The 21,231-nt window shown below is 57.0% G+C and carries 17 protein-coding genes; 8 read left to right on the top strand and 9 right to left on the bottom strand.

Features of this window, described 5'->3' with window-relative positions; translation table 11 throughout:
• The first annotated feature begins 35 nt into the window (after positions 1-35).
• The 4 genes from GSQ62_RS18000 (at position 36) to GSQ62_RS17985 (ending at position 9,354) form a co-directional block, all read left to right on the top strand.
• A complete protein-coding gene (locus GSQ62_RS18000; RefSeq protein WP_237586770.1) occupies positions 36-3,467 on the top strand; it encodes a type ISP restriction/modification enzyme in 3,432 nt (1,143 codons plus the stop codon).
• Between the two features lie 371 nt (positions 3,468-3,838).
• Complete coding sequence (locus tag GSQ62_RS17995) at positions 3,839-6,925, top strand: PQQ-dependent sugar dehydrogenase (protein ID WP_237586769.1); 3,087 nt, start codon at positions 3,839-3,841, stop codon at positions 6,923-6,925.
• Between the two features lie 505 nt (positions 6,926-7,430).
• On the top strand, positions 7,431-8,516 hold the full coding sequence (locus tag GSQ62_RS17990; RefSeq protein WP_161890792.1) for a Gfo/Idh/MocA family protein: 1,086 nt from the start codon (positions 7,431-7,433) through the stop codon (positions 8,514-8,516).
• A 241-nt stretch (positions 8,517-8,757) separates the two neighbouring features.
• Positions 8,758-9,354: a hypothetical protein gene (locus tag GSQ62_RS17985; RefSeq protein ID WP_161890791.1), complete on the top strand. Its 597-nt coding sequence runs from the start codon at positions 8,758-8,760 to the stop codon at positions 9,352-9,354.
• A 76-nt stretch (positions 9,355-9,430) separates the two neighbouring features.
• On the opposite strand, the gene GSQ62_RS17980 is transcribed toward GSQ62_RS17985, so the two are convergent.
• Positions 9,431-9,934, bottom strand: a complete 504-nt coding sequence (locus GSQ62_RS17980; RefSeq protein WP_161890790.1) for a peroxiredoxin — start codon at positions 9,932-9,934, stop codon at positions 9,431-9,433.
• Between the two features lie 137 nt (positions 9,935-10,071).
• Between GSQ62_RS17980 and GSQ62_RS17975 the strand changes: the two genes are divergently transcribed.
• The 3 genes from GSQ62_RS17975 to GSQ62_RS17965 are packed head-to-tail and all read left to right on the top strand — an operon-like array spanning position 10,072 to position 13,603.
• Positions 10,072-10,764: a glycosyltransferase family 2 protein gene (locus GSQ62_RS17975; protein ID WP_161890789.1), complete on the top strand. Its 693-nt coding sequence runs from the start codon at positions 10,072-10,074 to the stop codon at positions 10,762-10,764.
• 11 nt (positions 10,765-10,775) lie between these two features.
• Positions 10,776-12,245: a cellulose synthase family protein gene (locus GSQ62_RS17970; protein ID WP_161890788.1), complete on the top strand. Its 1,470-nt coding sequence runs from the start codon at positions 10,776-10,778 to the stop codon at positions 12,243-12,245.
• Between the two features lie 2 nt (positions 12,246-12,247).
• Entirely contained in the window at positions 12,248-13,603 is a 1,356-nt protein-coding gene (locus GSQ62_RS17965) for a hypothetical protein (RefSeq protein WP_161890787.1), read from the top strand.
• A 159-nt stretch (positions 13,604-13,762) separates the two neighbouring features.
• On the opposite strand, the gene GSQ62_RS17960 is transcribed toward GSQ62_RS17965, so the two are convergent.
• From GSQ62_RS17960 to GSQ62_RS17925, 8 genes are all read right to left on the bottom strand, one after another.
• Positions 13,763-14,443 (bottom strand): DUF2461 domain-containing protein, encoded by a 681-nt coding sequence (locus GSQ62_RS17960; RefSeq protein WP_161890786.1) that lies wholly within the window; start codon positions 14,441-14,443, stop codon positions 13,763-13,765.
• 153 nt (positions 14,444-14,596) lie between these two features.
• Entirely contained in the window at positions 14,597-15,193 is a 597-nt protein-coding gene (locus GSQ62_RS17955) for a TIGR04282 family arsenosugar biosynthesis glycosyltransferase (RefSeq protein WP_161890785.1), read from the bottom strand.
• Positions 15,186-15,701 (bottom strand): rhodanese-like domain-containing protein, encoded by a 516-nt coding sequence (locus GSQ62_RS17950; protein WP_161890784.1) that lies wholly within the window; start codon positions 15,699-15,701, stop codon positions 15,186-15,188. The genes GSQ62_RS17955 and GSQ62_RS17950 overlap by 8 nt, the downstream gene beginning before the upstream one ends.
• 110 nt (positions 15,702-15,811) lie before the next feature.
• A complete protein-coding gene (gene arsS / locus GSQ62_RS17945; protein WP_161891510.1) occupies positions 15,812-16,867 on the bottom strand; it encodes an arsenosugar biosynthesis radical SAM (seleno)protein ArsS in 1,056 nt (351 codons plus the stop codon).
• A 15-nt stretch (positions 16,868-16,882) separates the two neighbouring features.
• On the bottom strand, positions 16,883-17,218 hold the full coding sequence (locus tag GSQ62_RS17940; protein ID WP_161890783.1) for an arsenosugar biosynthesis-associated peroxidase-like protein: 336 nt from the start codon (positions 17,216-17,218) through the stop codon (positions 16,883-16,885).
• Positions 17,219-17,398: 180 nt separating this feature from the next.
• Complete coding sequence (locus GSQ62_RS17935; protein WP_161890782.1) at positions 17,399-18,121, bottom strand: DUF2064 domain-containing protein; 723 nt, start codon at positions 18,119-18,121, stop codon at positions 17,399-17,401.
• Positions 18,122-18,260: 139 nt separating this feature from the next.
• A complete protein-coding gene (locus GSQ62_RS17930; RefSeq protein WP_161890781.1) occupies positions 18,261-19,091 on the bottom strand; it encodes an anti-sigma factor in 831 nt (276 codons plus the stop codon).
• Complete coding sequence (locus GSQ62_RS17925) at positions 19,084-19,638, bottom strand: RNA polymerase sigma factor (RefSeq protein ID WP_237586768.1); 555 nt, start codon at positions 19,636-19,638, stop codon at positions 19,084-19,086. Before GSQ62_RS17925 ends, GSQ62_RS17930 begins: the two co-directional genes overlap by 8 nt.
• Positions 19,639-19,819: 181 nt before the next feature.
• Between GSQ62_RS17925 and GSQ62_RS17920 the strand changes: the two genes are divergently transcribed.
• A complete protein-coding gene (locus tag GSQ62_RS17920; protein WP_161890780.1) occupies positions 19,820-21,184 on the top strand; it encodes an NAD-dependent succinate-semialdehyde dehydrogenase in 1,365 nt (454 codons plus the stop codon).
• The last annotated feature ends 47 nt before the right edge of the window (positions 21,185-21,231 follow it).

Here is a 21,231-nt window from a genome sequence, read left to right as displayed (position 1 = left end):
CAAACATCGCAGTTCTTGCATAAAGCGGGTTTTATATGCAACTTACTACGGCTTCGGCGCGGGGCACAGCATCCCGCCGGGCAAACCAAACCAACACCCTTGTACACCGGACCCACATGACGCTTCAGGACTATATAGACCGCATCACCACCCGCTACAACACTGGCATCTCCCGGGAGCACAGCTACCGCGGCGACTTGCAGAACCTGCTGGAAACCCTGGCCCCCGACGTGCTGGTCACCAACGAGCCGGCGCGCGTGGCCTGCGGCGCCCCCGATTATATCCTCACCCGCAAAAGCATACCGGTGGGCTATATAGAGGCCAAGGACATTGGCGTGGCGCTCGGCAGCAAATCCCTGAAGGAGCAGTTCGACCGCTACCGGGCCTCTTTGGACAACCTCCTCATCACCGACTACCTCGACTTCCATTTATATATAGACGGCGAGTTTAAGACCTCCGTGAAAATTGCGGAGATACAGCACGGGCGAATCGTGCCGCTGCCCGCCAACTACGCCGCCTTCACCCACCTCATCAAAGACTTCTGCGCCTTTAACGGGCAGACCATCAAAAGCTCGAAAAAGCTGGCCGAGATGATGGCGGGCAAGGCGCGCATGCTGGCCGACGTGATTGAAAACGCCCTGAACAGCGACGAGGAGAACCAGGAAAACAGCACCCTCAAAGACCAGATGCGCGCTTTTCAGCAGGTGCTGATGCACGATATAAAAAACAGGGAGTTTGCCGACATCTACGCCCAGACCATCGCCTACGGCATGTTCGCGGCGCGTTTGCACGACCCTACGCTGCCCACCTTCACGCGCCAGGAGGCGGCGGGGCTCATTCCGAAGACAAACCCCTTTCTGCGCACGCTGTTCCAGTACATCGCCGGCTACGACCTCGACAGCCGCATCGCCTGGATTGTGGACGGGCTGGCCGACCTTTTCAGGGCAACGGATGTGGCGGCGCTGTTGAAAAACTTCGGGAAAGCCACGCAGACGCACGACCCGATCATCCACTTCTACGAAACCTTCCTGGCCGAATACGACCCGAAGCTGCGCAAGGCGCGCGGCGTCTGGTACACGCCCGAGCCGGTGGTAAACTTCATTGTGCGGGCCGTAGACGACATTCTGAAGACGGAGTTCGGCTTGCCGCAGGGCCTGGCGGACACCTCCAAAACCAAGGTGACGCTGAAGGTGCCCACCCACGACAAGCGCTTTAAGGCGGGGCAGCGGGAGTACGAGCAGGAGGTACACAAGGTGCAGATCCTGGACCCGGCCACCGGCACCGGCACGTTTCTGGCCGAGGTGGTGAAGCATATATATGGCAGGTTTAAGGGGCAGCAGGGCATCTGGAGCAACTACGTGGAGAACCACCTGATTCCGCGCCTGAACGGCTTCGAGCTGCTGATGGCCTCTTACGCCATGGCCCACCTGAAACTGGACCTGCTGCTGACCGAGACGGGCTACAAGCCCACCCGCGACCAGCGCTTCCGGGTGTACCTGACCAACAGCCTGGAAGAGCACCACCCCGACACCGGCTCGCTGTTCGCCACCGCCCTGGCCAACGAAGCGAACGAGGCCAACCACATCAAACGCGACACGCCGGTAATGGTGGTTATCGGCAACCCGCCCTACAGCGGGGAAAGCGCCAACAAAGGCGAGTGGATTTCGGGGCTGATGGAAGATTATAAGAAAGAGCCGGGCGGAAAAGTGAAGCTGAACGAAAAAAACCCGAAATGGATAAATGATGATTATGTGAAGTTCATCCGATACGGGCAGCATTTCATTGAAAAGAACGGCGAAGGTGTACTGGCATTTATTAACCCGCACGGCTTTTTAGATAACCCAACCTTCAGGGGTATGCGTTGGAATCTGCTGAAAACTTATGACAAGATATATACCATTGACCTGCACGGCAACAGCAAAAAGAAAGAAACTGCGCCGGACGGTTCTGCCGATGTGAACGTGTTTGACATCATGCAGGGCGTAAGCATTAACCTGTTCATCAAAACGGGAAAGAAGAAAGCGGATGAACTTGGGAAAGTTTATCACTATGATCTATATGGAAAACGCGAGTTGAAGTATGATTTCTTGTTTGAGAATTCAATCAACTCTGTTCCATATACAGAATTGGAAACCACTGCTCCAAATTACTTTTTCATCCAAAAGGATTTTACAATTCAAGATAATTACCTACAAGGGTTTAGCGTGGAAAGCCTATTTCTTACTTTGCTACTTGGCCCAAATTCACACCGTGATGATTTTGCAATTTCCTTTGATAGAGAACATGCCGCAGTGAAGATAAATGACCTTTTAAATGAGAATCTTTCTACAGAGTTCCTTAGGAAGAAATATGGTTTGGCGGATAATAGGGACTGGAAGTTTGATAGCAAAAGAAAGACTATTAAGAAAAGCGATAAACCCATAAAATGCATTTATCGGCCATTTGATTACAGATATATGCTCTATGGTGAATTTGCATTTGACTATCATCGACCTAAAATAAATGACGAACTTTTAAGGAAAGAAAACTTTGCCTTCATCACAACGAGACAAACAAAAGAAGCATTTTCTGCCTTTTTATCAAAGGAGCCGTTAGGTCAACATAAGATAGCAACACCTTATGATGGAAGCTATATTGCCCCCCTCTACATATATCCTGAAAACACCGGCCAGACATCTATAGACGAGCGGCCCGCCCGCACCCCGAACCTCAACAAGGACATTGTAAAGCAAATCGCCGCGAAGCTGGGCTTGACGTTTGTGCCGGAAAAGGAAGCCGAGGGAAAAGTTTGTTTCGCCAACAACCCGGACCTGCGCCCGGAGTTCCGCCAGACCTTCGCCCCCATCGACCTGCTGGATTATATATACGCCGTGCTGCACAGCCCCACCTACCGCGCCAAGTACAAGGAGTTCCTGAAAATAGACTTCCCCCGCGTGCCCTACCCCGCCAGCCCCGACATGTTCTGGCAACTGGTGGCCCTGGGCTCCGAGCTGCGCCAACTCCACCTGCTTGAAAGCCCCGCCGTCACCGACTATATCACGCAATACCCCGAAGACGGCAGCAACATGATAGAGAAACCGAGGTACGCACCAGACCTCGCAGCGTCCGAAGGTCCTGCGAGCGTCTGGGGTAACGATGCAACAACTGCGGAGGATGTAACCAGACACTCGCAGAGCCCCCGAAATTCCTCGGGGCAGGTGCGCACGCTGCGAGGTCTTGGCCGCGTCTACATCAATGACACGCAGTATTTTGACGGCGTGCCGCAAACGGCCTGGGAGTTTTACATTGGCGGCTACCAGCCCGCCCAGAAGTGGCTCAAAGACCGCAAAGGCCGCCAACTCAACTTCGACGACATCCTGCACTACCAGAAGATCATCGTCGCCCTCACCGAAACCGACCGGCTGATGCAGGCAATCGACAAAGTGGACCTGGAAGAAAGCGCAGCAGCCGAAGCGGCACCAGGTTAACATAACATATAAACTGTTGCACCCTATATAAACCCCCGATGGCGCAAATTTTCAAACTTGTGTCCTAAAAATTTTAAGTGCGGCGTTTCAATCCTATCGTAGGGACAGGTCGGGACCTGTCCGTGCGACGGCTGCAAGATGAAACAGGAACAAGTAATATGGCAACAGCCAATCCTGTGCATCATGGGGGCAGGGTCCCGCGATAAATCCTGTAAATCCTGATTCAGATAATTCGGGAACGATTCGGACAGGTCGCGACCTGTCCCTACGAGAACATGGAACAAGAAAATACAGCAGTTGCCAGAGGCACGTATGCTCAGGCGCTATCTTATATAGCCAGTAACTCGCCGCATCAGACAAAAAACATAACCATGAAACCAATCCCCCTTCTTTTTCTCCTCCTGACCTGCCTCTGCGCCTGCACCACCACTTCTGAGCGCGCAGGCAACCGGACGCTGGTGTATGCCGGTGCAGCGGGTTTATATACAGCGGAGCCGTTTCAACAGGCAGCCGGGAAGTCGGCGGGAAGCTATACAGAGGCAACAGACCCGGCGTATTTCCACGAGGATTCCCTGCGGCAGTTCAGCCGTTTGCTTTTGCCGTTTTCGGCGCTGAACACCTTCGACTACCGGGCCATCAACGCCCTGAAACGCTACATGGAGGCAGGCGGAGGCGTGGTGGCGGTAAAGGACACCGCGCTCACTCAGCCAGGATGGCCCTGGCTCACGGCCTGGAACAAGATGCAGCCAGGCCAGGAGATGAAGCAGGACGCCGGGAACCTGGTTATCCTGAACAAAAGCTTCTCCCCCGATGAATTGCAGAAGTCGCTGACGTACGCCAACGGCAACAACACCCTGCCCGATTACAGCAAAGCCACCACGCCCGCCGTGCCGGAGGCCAGCCGCTACACCTACCAGGAGCTGGCCCAGGGCCTCGACGAGCCGATGCAACTGGCGCTGCTCCCCCACAACGACGTGCTGTTTGTGGAGCGCAAAGGCGCCGTGAAATTCTATGATGCCGGCACCGGCCAGACCAGCACCATCGCCAACTTCGACGTGTTCAGCGGCATCGAGGACGGCTTGCTCGGAGTGGCCGCTGACCCGGATTTCGCCCGGAACAACTGGGTGTACTTCTACTACGCCCTGGCTGGCGATAAATCCGTAAACCGCCTGTCGCGGTTTGAGCTGAAGGACGGCCACCTGCAGATGGCTTCTGAGAAAGTGCTGCTGGAGATCCCGACACAGCGGAAATACTGCTGCCATTCCGCCGGCTACATCCACTTTGGCCCCGACGGCCTGCTATACCTCTCCACCGGCGACAACACCAACGCCGAGGAAACAGAAGGCTATATCCCGATAGACGAGCGGCCGGGCAGGGAACTCGCCGACGACCAGGCAACGGCCGCCAGCAGCAACGACCTGCGCGGGAAAATCCTGCGGATAAAGCCCGAGCCGGACGGCAGCTACTCTATCCCGGAGGGCAACCTCTTCCCGAAAGGCACGCCCCACACCCGCCCGGAGATCTACACCATGGGCCACCGCAACCCCTACCGCTTCTCCGTGGACCCGAAGAACGGCTTCGTGTACTGGGGAGATGTCGGCCCCGACACCAAAGTACCCTCCGCTGGCGGCACCCTGAGCTACGACGAGATAAACCAGGCCCGGAAGCCCGGCTTCTTTGGCTGGCCTTACTTCCTGGGCAACAACGAGGCCTTCCCCGACTACGACTTCGCCACCAAAAAGGAAGGCCCGAAGTTCAACCCGCTCAAGCCCCTCAACAGCTCGCCCAACAACACCGGCATCCGGGACTTGCCGCCTGCCCAACCCGCCATGATCTGGTACGGCGACGGCGTTTCGGAGGAGTTTCCGTTGGTGGGCAAAGGCGGCGAGAGCGCGATGGCGGGGCCGGTGTATTATGCTGATTTATATCCGGATGCGCCCTACAAGCTGCCGAAATATTACGACGGCAAGCTGTTTATATATGACTGGGTGCGTCGCTGGTTTATGGCCGTCACGCTGGATGCCGAGATGGATTACCTGCGCATGGAGCCCTTCCTGGACCACATGGAATTCACGGCCCCCACCGATATGCAGTTCGCTTCGGACGGCGCCATCTACATCCTCGAATACGGCACCAACTGGTTCGCCAAAAACACCGACGCCCGGCTGATACGGGTAGAGTATGCCGAAGGGAACCGCAAGCCCGTGGCCCATATCCAAACCGACAGCTTCTACGGAGCCGCCCCCTTTACCGCCCGGTTCTCCGCCGCCGGCTCTAAAGATTTCGACCCGGACGACACGCTGCGTTATAGATGGCAGATAGAAGAGAAAGAACTGAACGGTGAGCATGTGTCGTTCACGTTCTCCGAGCCAGGCATATATAAAGTGGCCCTGACGATAACGGACAGCCAGGGCGAGGCAGGCACCGCCGCCGTGGAAATAAACGTAGGAAACGCGTCGCCCGCCGTAGCCATCTCCACCACCGCTAACCAGTCGTTTTATTGGGATGATACTGTTTTGGACTACCGGGTAAACGTGACAGACCAGGAAGATGAAGCGATCGACACCAGTCGGGTATCGGTGAAACTGAACTTCCTGCCGCGCGGCAAAGACGTAGCGGTGGCGCTGGCTAACCCAGAGGCCTCCAATAACCTGCGGCATATAGCGGGCCAGAACCTGCTCGCCAACCTCGACTGTAAAGCCTGCCACTCTATCGACAAAGCATCCGTGGGGCCCACCTATACCGCCATTGCCGCACGGTATACAGGCAAGGCTGGCGCAACAGAGAAGCTGGCCCGGAAAATTATCGAGGGCGGAAGCGGCAACTGGGGCCAGCGGACGATGTCGGCGCACCCGGATTTGCCCGTGGACGATGCCAAAGAAATCGTGCGCTATATCCTCTCCCTGAGCGAGGGCAGCCAGTCGCTTCCGCTGCAGGGTTCCCTGAAACTGAAAGACCATATAGGGAAAGGCAACGAGGGCTCCTACCTGCTGACGGCCAGCTACACCGACAAAGGCGCCAACGGCATCGAACCGCTGTCAACCCGCAGCCATATATCCCTGCGCCACCCGCTGGTGCAGTTGGAGGATTACGACAGCGGCGACGTTGCCCTCGGCACGGTTACCACGGAGTTCCTGACTTACGGCAGCGCCAGGCACGGCAACTACGCGAAATTCAGCCAGCTCGACCTCACGCACCTGAAACGCATCAAATACCGTGTGCAGCAGCAGGGCGCCAGTGGCCAAATTGAAGTGCGGCTTGACAGCTTAAACGGCCCGTTGGTGAGTACCGTACCCATACCCGCAGGCAAAGCCGCTGACGCGAAGAAAGAATGGACAGAGGTTACAGCGCCATTGAAAGAGACAAAGGGTAAGCACGACGTCTTCCTGGTTTTCACAAACAAGCAGGCCCCGCAAGCCACCCTGTTCCACATCGACTGGCTGTATTTCTTAAACTGATGTCAGGGTAGGTTCAACGGTGGATACTTTTGAAAGGAGGATGCCTTATTTAAAACTAACCGGCTAAGTGCCAACGCCGGTGCTTAAACCTTATCTTGTTCTATAATACCAGTATCAAATGAGTTTTGCTTGTAAGTCGAACCACCCCAGCCCCTCCTTGTCCAAGGAGGGGAGTTTTTCTTACTGCTTCTGCTTCCTTCCCCATGGCAAATGGCTGATTATATATGGGTGTACTAAATTTGTTTAATTTGACGGCTATATCTATAACTATAGTCTTGAAAATTTGAGGAAGCAGTAGCAGGCTCCCCTCCTTGGACAAGGAGGGGCTGGGGTGGTTGGATATAGTTGCAAAGCGAGTATGCATAAAATCTAATTGATAATGGTATAATTTTTCAGAAGAGCGCTTTCATATATGGCGCAATGTCTTCTTAGGGACAGGTCGCGACCTGTCCCTAAGAAGGTGAAATTAACGTAACATATATAAATCTATATATAAACGCACGCTATGTCTAACAAAACAGAGAACCTGCGCATCCTGGTGGTGGGCTGCGGCAACATGGGCGCGGCCCACGCCTGGGCGTACCACACGCTGGACGGCTTCGAAATCTGCGGCCTTGTCTCCACCGGCAAGAGCAAAGAAGCGCTGAACCAAAAACTGGGCGGCGGCTACCCCCTGTTCGATGATTTTGAAAAGGCGCTGCAGGAGACGCAGCCAGCGGCCGTCTGCATCTCCACATACCCGGACACGCACGAAAGCTTCGCCATCAAAGCCCTCGAACAGGGCTGCCACGTGTTCATCGAAAAGCCACTGGCCGACTCGGTAGCGGGTGCCGAGCGCGTCGCCGCCGCCGCCCGCCAAGCCAACCGGAAACTGGTGGTGGGTTATATCCTGCGGCACCATCCTTCCTGGGAGCGCTTCATCGATCTGAGCCAGGAGTTGGGCAAACCACTGGTGATGCGCATGAACCTCAACCAGCAGAGCCACGGCTATATGTGGACCGTGCACCGCAACCTGATGAAAAGCCTGAGCCCGATTGTGGACTGCGGCGTGCATTACATCGACGTGATGTGCCAGATGACGCGCTCCCGGCCTGTCTGGGTGAGCGCCATCGGGGCCCGGCTCACCGAGGAAATCCCGGAGGGCAATTACAACTACGGCCAGCTGCAAATCCGCTTCGAGGACGGCTCGGTGGGCTGGTATGAGGCCGGGTGGGGGCCGATGATGAGTGAAACCGCTTTTTTCGTGAAAGACGTGATCGGGCCGAAAGGGTCGGTGTCGATTGTGGCAAAGGAAGCGGGCGGCACAGGAAAATCGGATACCGTGGCGGCCCACACAAAAACAGAAGCGCTCCGCTTTCACCATGCGGCGCTGGATAAGGATGACCAGTTTGTGCGGCCGGACAGCTGGATAAACCTGGACGACGAACCCGACCACCAGGAACTCTGCAACCGTGAACAGCGCTATTTTCTGAAAGCCATACAGGAGGACCTGGACCTGACGGATCATATACAGGATGCCGTCAATAGCCTGCGTATTGCCTTCGCCTGCGATGAGTCCGTCAGAACCGGGCAGGTGGTTTCACTTCTATAGCGCCGGGTCCACTCGCCTATATGGAAGGGTGTTTCGGTTCCCGGACAAAGCGCGCAACCGCATCCTGCCGCAACCCAATGCCGTAGATATTTCATGATGGCAGCGATTTGAGAGGGATCTATCAGCCGCAGTGCAACCATCCGCAGTTGGAAAGGGTGCTGCCTATATAAAATCAACCGTAAAACCTGACTTAATTTATTTCAACTTACCTTCGCGCTGCTTGCTACCTGTCCTTACCTATATGAACAAAACGCTATATAAAACGCTGTCAGTGCTGTTTCTCGCGGCTACGGCGCTCACCTCCTGCGAGAAGTGCGGCAATGTCGCCATCACAGAGCCCACCCCGGAAGACTCTCAGTGGCTGGTATATCAGCAGAAAGACACCATTCCATTTCAGACAGAGACAGCCGATGTGGTGCGCTACACCCGCACCGGAATCTATGCGCAGAACGTGCCGGGAGAGGGCCTTTCGCTGGAGGATGAGTGCATCGACCAGGTAGATGTGCAGGTGCGCACGGTGCTGGAGGATATCGCAGACGCCCAGCCGTACCTGAGCACCCGCATCCTCAGCAAACCCAACGACCTGGTGGTGGAACTGGCCGTAGGCGAAAACGCGGCTGACAAGGCGGTGGAGCTTGGGGTGTGGGAAATAGACGAGCGCAGCCCTAGCTACGACAGCCTGGAGGTGAATGACAGGATGTACTACGAGGTTTTTGAGGTGAACCCGGAAAGCACGGCAGCAAACAATGTATCGCAGCTTCTGTACAACAAGGAGTTCGGATTCCTGCGCGTGGCGTTCAACAGCGGCAAGAAGCTGGAACGAATAGCTGCGCCGTAAACCTGCCAAAGCCACGAGGGGCCAGCCGGAATTCCGGCTGGCCCCTCGTGTTTAAGGTTCTACAAATCTACATTTCTCAGACAAGCTGTGCTTGCTCGGTGTTAATGCTGCGCAGCACCTCCAGGGCGGTGTTTATGTGCTCCAGCGGTTTGTTCATGGAGTTATAGACGGCCCGGACGATTTTGTCCTTGCCGATGATGTACGTGACGCGGCCCGGCAGCAGGCCCAGCCGGCGCGGCACCCCGTAGATGCCCCTGATCTGGCCGCCCCTGTCGCTCAGCAGCGTGAACGGCAGGTGATGCACCCGCTCAAACTTCTGGTGCGACTGCAGGCTGTCAGAGCTCACGCCCACCACTTCCGCGTCATACTCCTTAAACACCTCGTACTGGTTCCTGAATTCACAGGCCTGCTTTGTGCAGGCAGGGGTGCTGTCTTTCGGGTAAAAGTAGAGCACCACGTTCTTCTCCTTCAGCAGGTCGTACAGGCGAAACAGCCCGCCGTCCTGCCGTTGCAGTTCGAAGTCAGGCGCTTTGTCTCCCTCCTTCACTGCCTCTTCTTTCAAAAGTGCCTCAAGTATCATAACCGGTTTATAACAAACGCCATGCAAAAATTTTCAGCGCGCAAAGTTAGCGGATGTTATCGCACAAATCCAAAGAAGGTCCGCAATTATAGCATGAGAAAAAGAAAATAGGCATCTTTGTGGCCACGCCCGAGTATATGCCCCGAATCAACGTTATCATTCCTGCCTACAACGAAGAGCGTTCCATTGGCAAGGTGCTGCACGCCATACCGGCCGGGTTTGTGGAGGAGGTCATCGTGGTGAACAACAACTCCAGCGACAGCACCGCCTCCGCCGCCGCGCAGGCCGGGGCCACGGTGCTGGAGGAGCCCGCGGCCGGCTACGGCAACGCCTGCCTGAAGGGAATTGCCTATGCCGCCGCCAAGCCCGCCACCACCCGCCCGGACATCATCGTTTTTCTGGACGGGGATTTCTCGGATTACCCCGAGGAGATGCCCATGCTGGTGCAGCCGATTGTGGCGGCGCAGGCGGAAATAGTGATAGGGTCGAGGGCGCTGGGGAAACGCGAGGCGGGAGCCATGCTGCCCCAGCAGATTTTCGGCAACTGGCTCGCCACCACCCTGCTGCGCTGGCTGTATAAAGCCCGCTTCACAGATTTGGGTCCGTTCCGGGCTATCCGGCTGGACACGCTGCTGGCCCTGGACATGCGCGACCGCACCTACGGCTGGACGGTGGAAATGCAGGCGAAAGCCGCGAAGCAGAAAATCCGCTACGCCGAGGTGCCTGTAACCTACCGCAGGCGCATCGGCACATCCAAAGTGTCGGGCACTGTGAAAGGAACCGTGCTGGCGGGCTATAAAATCATATGGACCATTTTTAAATACCTGTAAACCCTGGAGGCATGCCTATAGCAGAAGCAACGGTGCTGGTTATATATGGCGGGTGCCTCGCTTTCATTTTCTGCTACAGCATGGCGCAGCTGCACCTGACGGTGCTTTACTGGCTGCGCCATGGCAAGCGGGAGAAGCCATATATAAACCCGCAGAAGAGCTGGCCTCTGGTGACGGTGCAACTGCCCATCTACAACGAGCGCTACGTGGTGGAGCGGCTGCTGGAAGCCGTGGCTGCGTTTGATTACCCGCCCGATCGGCTACAGTTACAGGTATTGGATGACTCCACCGACGATACCACGGCCATCATTGAGGCAAAGCTGAAAGCCTATCCGCACCTGAACGTGCAGCACCTCCGGCGGCCAACGCGCTCCGGGTACAAGGCGGGGGCGCTGCAGCATGCCCTGCCGCTTGCCACCGGGGAGTTCATCTGTATCTTTGACGCTGATTTTGTGCCTGCCCCCGATTTCCTGAAACGCACGGTAGTAGCCTTTACCGAGGCCAATACAGGCGTGGTGCAAACACGCTGGGGCCACCTCAACCGCGATTACTCCTTGCTCACGCGCCTGCAGGCGTTCGGGCTGAACGCGCATTTTACGGTGGAGCAGACAGGGCGCAGCCGCGGCGGCCACTTCATCAATTTTAACGGCACGGCCGGTATATGGCGCAAGGCCTGCATCGAAGACGCCGGTGGCTGGCAGGCCGACACCCTCACCGAAGACCTCGACCTGAGCTACCGCGCGCAGCTCCGGGGCTGGCAGTTTATATATATGGAGGAGGTGGAGGCACTCGCCGAACTCCCCGCCGACATGGCGGCGCTCAAATCGCAGCAGTTCCGGTGGACGAAAGGCGCCGCCGAAACGGCCCGCAAGCACCTGTGGCCCGTGTTGCGCTCCAACGCCCCGTTCCTGACAAAGCTGCATGCCTTCTTCCACCTGCTCAACAGCGCCATCTTTGTCTGCGTGCTGCTCACGGCCGTGCTGAGCGTGCCCGTTTTATATATAAAGCACACCTCCCCTACCCTTTCGCCGCTGTTTCAGTTCGGGTATGCACTGCTCCTGAGCCTGGGGGCGCTGGTCGCGTTTTACTGGTCGGCGCAGCATGCCCGCAGCGAAAGCGCCTGGCGCACGACGCTGCGGTTTGTGCCGGAGTTTTTTTTGTTCCTGTCTATTTCCATGGGCCTCTCGCTGCACAACAGCATCGCGGTGCTGGAGGGATTTATGGGCCGGAAAACACCGTTCATCCGCACGCCGAAATACAACCTGGTGGCCCGCAGCGACACCTGGCGGAAACGCGGCTACCGCCTGAAGAGTATAAGCTTCGTGACAGTGCTGGAAGGGCTGCTGGCGCTTTACTTTATATATGCCATCGTGCTGGGGCTCAGGTGGGAGCTATATGGGCAGTTGCCTTTACACCTGCTGCTCGCCTTTGGGTTTGGTGCCGTTTTCTTTTATTCGCTCTTCCATAGCAGGCGCGGTTAAACATGAGAAAAAGCAACACGACAGGCTATATGGCACTGGCTGTCTCGGCGCTGGCCTATATGGCGCTGGCCTACGCCACGCCGCGCCAAGGCTTCATGCAGTTGCTGGCGCTGTATGCGGTTGTGTTTGCCTGCTATGCCTACCTGGTGAACCTGCGCTTTCCGATATGGCAGGGCATTGTCGCAGGGGTCCTTTTCCGGCTGCTCTTCATCGTGGCCATGCCCGCGCTCTCCGACGACTATTTCCGGTTTATATGGGATGGAAGCCTGCTCGCCGCCGGGCAAAACCCCTACCTGCACCTGCCTGCTTACTATATGGGTATGGATGCGCCGCAGATAGCCGGTATCACCCAAGGCCTGTACCGCCACCTGAACTCACCCGAATACTACAGCGTGTACCCGCCCGTGATGCAGGCCGTGTTCTGGCTGTCTGTGAAACTGTCTGGTGGTAGCTTCCTAGGGAGCATTGTGGTGATGCGGGTGGTTTTGCTGCTGGCCGACACAGGCAGTATTTTCCTGCTGTTGCGCCTGCTCCGCAAGATGGGCCTCCCGGATAAAAACGTGCTGCTCTACGCCCTCAACCCGCTTGTGATAATTGAGCTGGTGGGCAACCTGCACTTCGAGGCGCTCCTGATTTTCTTCCTGCTGCTTTGCCTGTACCAGCTCTTTTACCAGCGGCTCGCCGTTTCCGGCATCGCGATGGGGCTGGCGGTTGGCACAAAGCTGCTGCCGCTCATGTTCCTGCCTTTCCTGTTGCGGCGGCTCGGCCTGCGCCGGTTCCTGCTTTTCGGAAGCGTGCTGGTGCTGACGGTGGTGGTTTTATTTTACCCGCTCGTCTCTGCCGAAGTCCTTCAGAATATTTCCCGCAGCCTGGACCTCTATTTCCGGAAGTTCGAGTTTAACGCCAGCGTGTTTTACCTGCTGCGCTGGCTTGGGTTTGAACTGACTGGCTTCAACATCATCCAGTACCTGGGGCCTTTCCTTTCATTGGTAACTTTCTGCATCATCATAACGCTTGCCTTTTCCAAAAAGCTGGGCTCCGTCCGCAGGCTCTCCGGCTATATGGCCGCGGCCCTTACGGTTTATCTTTTCCTGGCCACGACGGTGCATCCTTGGTACATCACCCCGCTCCTGGCCCTCACCGTCACGAGCCACTTCCGCTACGCCATTGCCTGGTCTGGGGCGGCCATCCTGTCTTATGGCGCTTACCGCACCAGCGCCTATACCGAGGACCTGCTGCTGGTGGGGCTGGAGTATGCGCTGGTGTTTCTGTGGCTGCTCGTGGAATTGTACCTCTACCGCCAGCGCCGCCGCCACGCGAATTTGGTGGAGTCCGGCGAACGGACGGGAAACAGGTAATATGAGTTCAAGCTGGCACTAGCCGCAATGCCTGCTCTTCCGGATTTGCAATCCGGGAGTATTGAGTTGCGGATTTATTATCCGCGTTTGCAAGGGGAAAGATGGACAAGATATGGGGCAATAGACATAGCCATATGGCCTTGTCTTATGTCTTTCGCGCTACTCGCCTATATCCAGCATGGGCTGCAGCAGGAAGTCGTTCAGGGGTTTCAGCGCCTGCATCGCCGCTACTGCCACCTGCAGAAAGTCGTCCTGCAGCACCACCGCATCGGGCAGCGGCATCACGGCGTTCCAGCTTTTGTAGCGCAGGTACTGGATGGCCGGGTTCTCCTTGTCGTAGCCCTTGGGCGTGGTTTTAAGCTGCTCCCCCTGCAATTCTCCAAACCTTTCCCGGAACGCGGGAGCCTCCACAATTTCCCTGAATCCGTCGAGGTTGTAGTCGATTTCCTGGCGCACGGCTTTTAACTGCTCGGCAGGAGGCATCCAGAGTCCTCCGGCCACAAACGATTTATCGCCGCCCGCAAGATGCAGGTAATACCCAGGGTATATAGATTTTCGGCCACCCTCGGCTATATAGGCTCCGAAATGGTCCTTGTACGGGCGCTTGTCGTTAGAGAAACGGACGTCGCGGTATATCCGGAAGAGCAGGTCTTTGCCTTTCTGCCCGCGTGCCGCCGGCTCAAACTGTTGTATCTCCAGCAGCAGTTCGTCTAAGAAATCCGTGTAGTTGTGGCGGGCGGCTTCGTACCGTTTTTTGTTCCCGTTAAACCACTCCCGGGTGTTGTTCCCGGTCAAGTCTGAAAGAAACTGCAGGGTGCTTTTCTGTATCCTGGTTGCCATTGAATTTAAGATGATGGGCTATATATATAGCCTATATAAGTAGCAGCAGCTGTTCGGGTGCCTGTATATAGGCTGTAATCGGAATGCAAGGTACACTTTTGAGGGTAAATGAGGATGAGCCGATGCTCTGTTTATATATAACCGGGGCTTCTGTCAGGATAACAGCGAAGCATCCAGGTCCTCCACATGGTCCACATCGGAGAGGCGCGGAAGCAGGCTGTAAGACAGTCGCAGCGTCTGGATGTCCTGCAGCGTATCCGGCAAAACATGCTCCGTGCTCCAGCGCTTGTTCCGGAACAGTTCTGAGTGCAGTTGCTTCATCCCCAGCAGGTAATACCCGCCGTCTAGCGCGGGACCGATCACCACATCGTGCCGCCCCAGCTCCATATAGGCCTGCCGCAATATGGCGGGCGTGAGCTGCAGGCAGTCGCTCCCGATGATGACGACGGAGGTATAGCCTTCGGCAAAGGCGGCGGCAAAGGCAGCCTCCATCTTCTGCCCTAAATCGCCGGGGGGTTGCAGCCGCTTTTCGTACTGCGCGTTCGGCCATATATCGTTTTCAGCCACCCAGCCGGCATAATACACGCGCTTCTGCACGGACAAATTTCCGGTGATTTGGCGGGTGTGGCGCAGCAGGCGGCTATATATATCCAGCGCCTTTTCCGGCCCGAGGGCGGCGGCGAGGCGCGTTTTTACTTTGCCCAACTCGGGGTTGCGCACAAACAGGAGCAGCAGCTTTTTCTCAGTCATATACCTTCTCCCCTTCCTGCAGCCAAATGCCCCACGTTTTGGAATAAGCGTGTACTTTATCCGTTTTGCCTTTCTTGTTACAGACAGGATAGCCTTGGTTCACCCACTCGAAGATGCCTCCATAGAGGTTGCGCACGTTTTTGTAGCCCGCCTGCTGCAGTTGCTCCCCCACCATTTCGCTGCGAGCGCCCACAGAGCAGTACACCACCAGCGGCGTGTTTTTCGGCACATCCTTCAAATCAGCCACATTAAAATCCCCGAACCCCACGAAGCGGGCGCCTGCTATATGGCTCACCTTGTATTCTGCGGGGCTACGGGTGTCGAGCAGCAGCGGTTTGTTTTCTGGTTTTTGCAACTCCTGAAAAAGTTGCTTTGGCTGCAGCAGCGGCACCGTGTTGTTATATATGCCCTTCAGCATCAGCGCGTAGGCAGCGTCGGTGGTTTGCCCGCAGGCCTGCAGCACCAGCAGCCATATCGTTGCCGTGGCGAGGTATATAGGCTTCTTCATCTTTCCTGTTTCTTGCTGGTTGTTGATTGTTGGTTGCTGGTTGCTGAATGGCGATATGGTTAAATTGTTTGAGGTAACAATTTACTGTCTAACCATTTAACAGCTAACAATTAACTAACCGTTTCGCCGCCGCAGCTGGAGCCGGCCCCGGCGGTGCAGCCGTAGCAGTGCTGGTTCAGCACGATGTCGCGCTCGTCTAACACGGCGGCGTCAAAATCGCGGATGTGCTGTGGCGCGCCGTGCGCCACTTGCAGCTCCAGCATCTGGTTGAAGTCGCAGTCGTAGAGGTAGCCGTCCCAGCCAACGGAAACCGTGTTGCGGCACATCACACCGGCGGCGGCCGCCGGGTTAAACGCGCTGACGAGCTTCTCCATATAGCTGTCGTAGTTGCCGCTCTGCACCAGGTAGTCGAGGTAACGGCTCACGGGCAGGTTGGTGATGCAGAACAGGCTGTTGAACTCCACTTGGTAACCGCTCCGCAGCCTTCGCTTGAACTCCGCCTCCAGCGAGGCCTGGCTGCCCGGCAGAAAGGCCCCCGACGGGTTATACACCAGGTCCAGCAGCAAGCCGCTGCCCTCCAGGCCATACCCAACCGCGTTCAGCAGTTGCAAGGCTTTGATGGATTTCTCAAACACGCCATCGCCGCGCTGCGCATCGGTGCGCGAAGCCTGGAAGTAAGGCAGCGACGACACCACGTGCACGCCATGCTTCCTGAAGAAATCGGGCAGGTCGTGGTACTTTTTGTTGGCCAGGATAATGGTGAGGTTGCAGCGCACCATCACCTGCCGCCCCAGCTTCGAGAGTTCCTCCACAAACCAGCGGAAGTCCGGGTTCATCTCCGGTGCCCCTCCCGTCAGGTCCACGGTCGTGATTTGGGGCGAATGCGCCAGCGCGTCGAGGCACAGCTGCATGGTGCTGCGCGTCATGATTTCCTTCCGGTCGGGGCCAGCGTCTACGTGGCAGTGGCGGCAGGTCTGGTTGCACATCTTGCCCACGTTCACCTGCAGGATGGTGGTGCCCGTCGGCCGCAGCGGGTACAGGCCGTGCGCCTGCAGCCTGTCAGCGAAAGCCGGTAATCTGTCTCCCTGCCGGGAGGGCGCCTGCAGCACTTCCAGTTGAAAAGAAGAATCGGCCAGTTGGTGGTGCTGGCCCTGAAGTGATTTTATAGTAGAACCCATCGGCTACATCGTCAGCTCTTTGATTTTGTTCATCATCTGCACGCCGTGTACCAGCGCCGCGCCGCCCTTGATGGCCGCCGCCACGTGCACCGCCTCCATCATCTGGTTCTCGTCGGCTCCTTTCTGCAGGCACTCGGTGCTGTAGGCGTCAATGCAGTAAGGGCACTGCACCGCATGCGACACGGCCAGCGCAATCAGGGCTTTCTCCCTCTCAGTCAGCGCGCCTTCCCTGAACACCTCGCCATAATAGTCAAAAAACTTGCGGCCCATCTCCGGCTGCAACTCCGATATGTTGCCAAACTTCGCCAGGTCGGCCGGGTTGTAATAAGTATTTTCCATGAATAGGTTATTTCTGAGTTATAAATAAATGCACAGGCTACAGGCAGCATGCAGATGCGCCTGATTTTTCGTCGGGACGATTGGATGAAAAGCGATGCGCCCTCTCCTGGTGCTCCAGGTATATATAAAGAGAGCAACCTGCGTACCGCTGCTTTGTTCGGAGAAAGCGAGAAGGAATATTTACTGCGCCTGCTGGGGAGGTGCGCGCAGCTGAAGTTCGCGCAGGCTCCAGCCCAGGGGCTTGCGCAGGAGGTGGCGGAAAGCAAAAGCGCGAGCCGCCCTTCCGTAAAGAATACCCAGTACGAGAACCCGGAACCTGTTGAAAACCGGCAGCCCTTCCAAAACGAGGCGCAGGTCTTCTTTCGAGTCCACGTCGGCCCGCTTCTGCAGCAGCTCAAAGCCGTAGAGGACCGCCTGTTGCCTGAAAGAATAGATGAAAAGCTCGTGCAGCACCTGCCCGGTCTGCCAGTTCAGCATGGCGAAGCTCTCCGGGTCAAAGCAGTCGATGTGCATCCCGATGAGGTAAGCACCGCCATCCTCTGCAGGCCCAACCACCATGTTCTGCCGTTGCAGTACCTCCTGCGCCTGCAGCAGGTCCGTTGCCGCCAGTGTGGGACAGTCGCTCCCGATGCAGATGACCCGCTGGTAGCCCGCCCCAAACGCGTCCTGAAAAGCATTCGCGAGCCGCTCGCCAAAGGTGTTTCCCTTCTGATCAGCCGTAAACACCGGAATGAGCGGGAGGCGGGCCTTACGCACGACTGCCAGGGTATGCTCCAGCAGCACGTCGGCTATCTTTTCGTTTGTGCGCGCACTGCGCCCCGAGGCAAAGGTTTTGGCCTTTGCTTCATGCGCTGCTGCGTGTGCAAACAGCAGAATGGCGGTATCGGCGGGTGCGGTTCGCAAAATCGGTCTAACTCTGTTTACCCGCAGCGGCGCATTTAGTTACAGCCAGCCTGCAGGCGGTTGCTTAACCCTCTCAATATAGCAGTTATTATATACACAGGCAAGCAAAAGCAGGAATTCATGCCCGTATCCTGCCTAATCAGGACTTCACCTCCCCCATTACGTAGAGTTGCTCCAGGGTTGGGTTCGCGCTTCCGCCAACCGGCTCGAGCGTAACGGCAAAGGCCTGTGCGTTTTTGATGCCCTTCATCTGCTGCATGGCGGTCTCCTGGCCGCGTTCCAGGCTGATGAGGCCCGCATCAATGGGCTTGCCGTCCAGCAGGGCCCATAACTGGTACTGTTTGCCGGCGGGTGGAGCGGGCAGTTGCACCGCGTCTATATATACTTTCTCCTCCTCGGGGTTCCAGTACACCAGCACCTTTGCTTCAGGGTGAGCCTCCACCCCCTGCAGCCGCACCGGCTGGTAGCTTTCGTCCCGCAGCACACGCAGCATCTGTTCCTGCTGGTCGAGGCTGTAGGCGGCAGTCTGGTAGGTTTGCGCCAGTTGCTGCTCCGAGGCCAGCGCCTGCGCCAGCCTTGTCTCGGCGTCCTGCCAGTTCTGGTAAAAGCGGAGGCTCATAAAGCCCGACAGCAGAAAAAGGACGATGCTGGCCGCAAACATCCATTTGTAAGGCCCGCTTCCCTGCTCCTCCGGTTCCGGGTAAAGCGCCCAAGCCTCAGGCCCCTCTTCGGTAGAGACTCTCTGCCCCTGTTGTATCCGGGCCATTACCTTGTCTTTGAGCGCAGGGTTTGGCTGCGCGGCGTGCAGCATCGCATACTGCTCCATCACCTCGCAGGCGTCCAGCAGGGCGGCACGCACCTCCGGCGATTCGGCGGCCATGCGCTCCACTTCCATCCGCTCCGCTGCGTCAAGCGCTCCTGCGGCATACAGTTCCAGCACTCCGGACGCTATGTAGTCTTCGTTATGCACGTCCTTTAAACAGTTTACCCAATGCTTTGATCGCGCTCCGCGCCCTCGTCTTCACAGTGCCCAGCGGAATGTTGTACTCCTCGGCAATCTCGCTCTGCGTCATCCCCTCGAAGTACATCAGGTCGATGATCTGCTTCTGCTCCGGGCTTAGCGTTTCGGTTACTTCCCGTACGCCAATATGCTCTGGTTTAAACCCGACCGCGCCATACAGGGCCCGGGGGGAGGCAGGAATCTCTCTTGTTTTCTGATTTACGCGGTACTGTTTGGATCGGATTTTATCGATGGCGAGATTTCTGCAGACGTTGATCATCCAGGTGAAAAGGCGGCCTTTGGCGGCGTCGTAGCTCTGGAAAGAGCCCCATATCTTCACGAAAGCCTCCTGCAGCACATCCTCGGCGGTCTCCTCCTCTTTCACAATCTGCAGCACCACGCCAAACAGGGCAGGGCTGTACATGTCGTACAGCACCGACATGGCTGATGCATCCTGCGCCCGGAGCCGGGCCACCAGTTCCTCCTCCGGGATATTCTTGATCGGTTGGTTTTGCAATGTCTTGAACGTAGGGTGCCGCCTGGGGAGTCAGACGCCTGGATTTATACCATATTTCGAAAAACTAATCTTTTAACTATTCCTGGCTTAAAAGGTTTTAGCGCATTAAGAGCCATGCACAGGCTGTTCATACGCCGGCAGCGGCTTTCCGTATAGTTGAGTACAACCTGAAGAAACAGCTATGGCGATAGAATCGATTAACTCGGCCACGGGAGAAGTGGTGAAGGCATTTGACCCGCACACCGCAGAAGAGGTGAATCAGAAGATAGAAGCGGCCGGTGAGGCTTTCCGGTATTGGCGCCACGTCAGCTTCGGGGAGCGCGCCCAGCACATGACCCGACAGGCAGAGATACTGGAGAACGAGGCGGAGCACTACGGCCGCATCATCTCGCTGGAGATGGGCAAGCCGCTGAAAGAGGCTATATCAGAAGTGAAAAAGTGCGCCCTGGCCTGCCGTTACTATGCCGACAATGCCGCCGGGTTTATGAAGGACGAGGAGATTGAAACCAAGGCCTCGCGCAGCCTCATCGCTTATGAGCCGCTTGGCGTGGTGCTGGCCGTAATGCCCTGGAACTTCCCCTTTTGGCAAGCCTACCGGTTTCTGGCGCCCGCGCTGATGGCGGGCAACGTAGGGGTTCTCAAACATGCCTCCAACGTACCGCAGTGCGCCCTGTCCATCGAGGAGATCGTGCGCAAGGCCGGTTTCCCCGACAACGTGTTCCAGACCCTGCTGATTGGCTCCGGAGAAGTGGACGCCGTGATCGAGCACCCGCTGGTGCGGGCCGTGACGCTGACGGGCAGCGAGGGGGCAGGCGCCAAGGTGGGCGGGAAAGCCGGGCAGCAGATCAAAAAAACGGTGCTGGAACTGGGCGGCAGCGACGCGTTTATCGTGCTGGAAGATGCCGACCTGGACAGAGCCGCCGAGGTAGCCGTAAAGTCGCGGATGGTGAACACCGGCCAGAGCTGCATTGCCGCCAAGCGCTTTATCGTGGTGGCAAGCGTGGCAGACGCGTTTCTGGAGAAGATGAAGCACCGGATGGCCGCCCTGAAAACCGGCGACCCGCTCACTGACGACTGCGACTACGGTCCGCTCGCCCGTAAAGACCTGGCGGAGGATTTAGAAAAGCAGGTGCAGCAATCGGTGGAGCAAGGCGCGGAGGTAGTGCTGGACGGTGGCCGCGAGTTCGATGACACCGCCTATTTCAAACCGATGATCCTGACGAATGTGACGCCCGGCATGGCCGCGTACGAGGAGGAGCTGTTTGGCCCGGTAGCCGCTGTGATGGTGGTGAAAGACGAGGCCGAGGCTGTCAAAGTAGCCAACGACTCCCGCTTCGGCCTGGGCGGGTCCGTCTGGACACAGGACAAGGAGCGCGGCCTGCGCGTGGCCCGGCAGGTGGAAACCGGGGCCATGTTCGTAAACGAGCTTGTCCACTCCTCCCCCGAAATGCCTTTTGGCGGCATCAAAAAGTCAGGCTACGGCCGCGAGCTCTCCTACCTCGGCATCCGCGAGTTTGTGAACCAGAAAAGCATATGGGTAGCGTGATGAGGTGGTTGCCGTGTGCTAATCGCAAAAGAGGAGCAGCCATATAG

The organism is Pontibacter russatus, assembly GCF_009931655.1.
Taxonomy (GTDB): Bacteria; Bacteroidota; Bacteroidia; order Cytophagales; family Hymenobacteraceae; genus Pontibacter; species Pontibacter russatus.
Note: the sequence above shows the minus strand (reverse complement) of the source record. Positions and strands in the feature narration are given on the sequence as shown.

Coding starts and splice junctions, on each gene's coding strand:
- GSQ62_RS17990 (WP_161890792.1), top strand. CDS start 7,431: ATGTCTAACAAAACAGAGAACCTGCGCATCCTGGTGGTGGGCTGCGGC.
- GSQ62_RS17920 (WP_161890780.1), top strand. CDS start 19,820: ATGGCGATAGAATCGATTAACTCGGCCACGGGAGAAGTGGTGAAGGCA.
- GSQ62_RS18000 (WP_237586770.1), top strand. CDS start 36: ATGCAACTTACTACGGCTTCGGCGCGGGGCACAGCATCCCGCCGGGCA.
- GSQ62_RS17940 (WP_161890783.1), bottom strand. CDS start 17,218: ATGGAAAATACTTATTACAACCCGGCCGACCTGGCGAAGTTTGGCAAC.
- GSQ62_RS17955 (WP_161890785.1), bottom strand. CDS start 15,193: ATGACTGAGAAAAAGCTGCTGCTCCTGTTTGTGCGCAACCCCGAGTTG.
- GSQ62_RS17995 (WP_237586769.1), top strand. CDS start 3,839: ATGAAACCAATCCCCCTTCTTTTTCTCCTCCTGACCTGCCTCTGCGCC.
- GSQ62_RS17980 (WP_161890790.1), bottom strand. CDS start 9,934: ATGATACTTGAGGCACTTTTGAAAGAAGAGGCAGTGAAGGAGGGAGAC.
- GSQ62_RS17970 (WP_161890788.1), top strand. CDS start 10,776: ATGCCTATAGCAGAAGCAACGGTGCTGGTTATATATGGCGGGTGCCTC.
- GSQ62_RS17950 (WP_161890784.1), bottom strand. CDS start 15,701: ATGAAGAAGCCTATATACCTCGCCACGGCAACGATATGGCTGCTGGTG.
- GSQ62_RS17975 (WP_161890789.1), top strand. CDS start 10,072: ATGCCCCGAATCAACGTTATCATTCCTGCCTACAACGAAGAGCGTTCC.
- GSQ62_RS17985 (WP_161890791.1), top strand. CDS start 8,758: ATGAACAAAACGCTATATAAAACGCTGTCAGTGCTGTTTCTCGCGGCT.
- GSQ62_RS17960 (WP_161890786.1), bottom strand. CDS start 14,443: ATGGCAACCAGGATACAGAAAAGCACCCTGCAGTTTCTTTCAGACTTG.
- GSQ62_RS17965 (WP_161890787.1), top strand. CDS start 12,248: ATGAGAAAAAGCAACACGACAGGCTATATGGCACTGGCTGTCTCGGCG.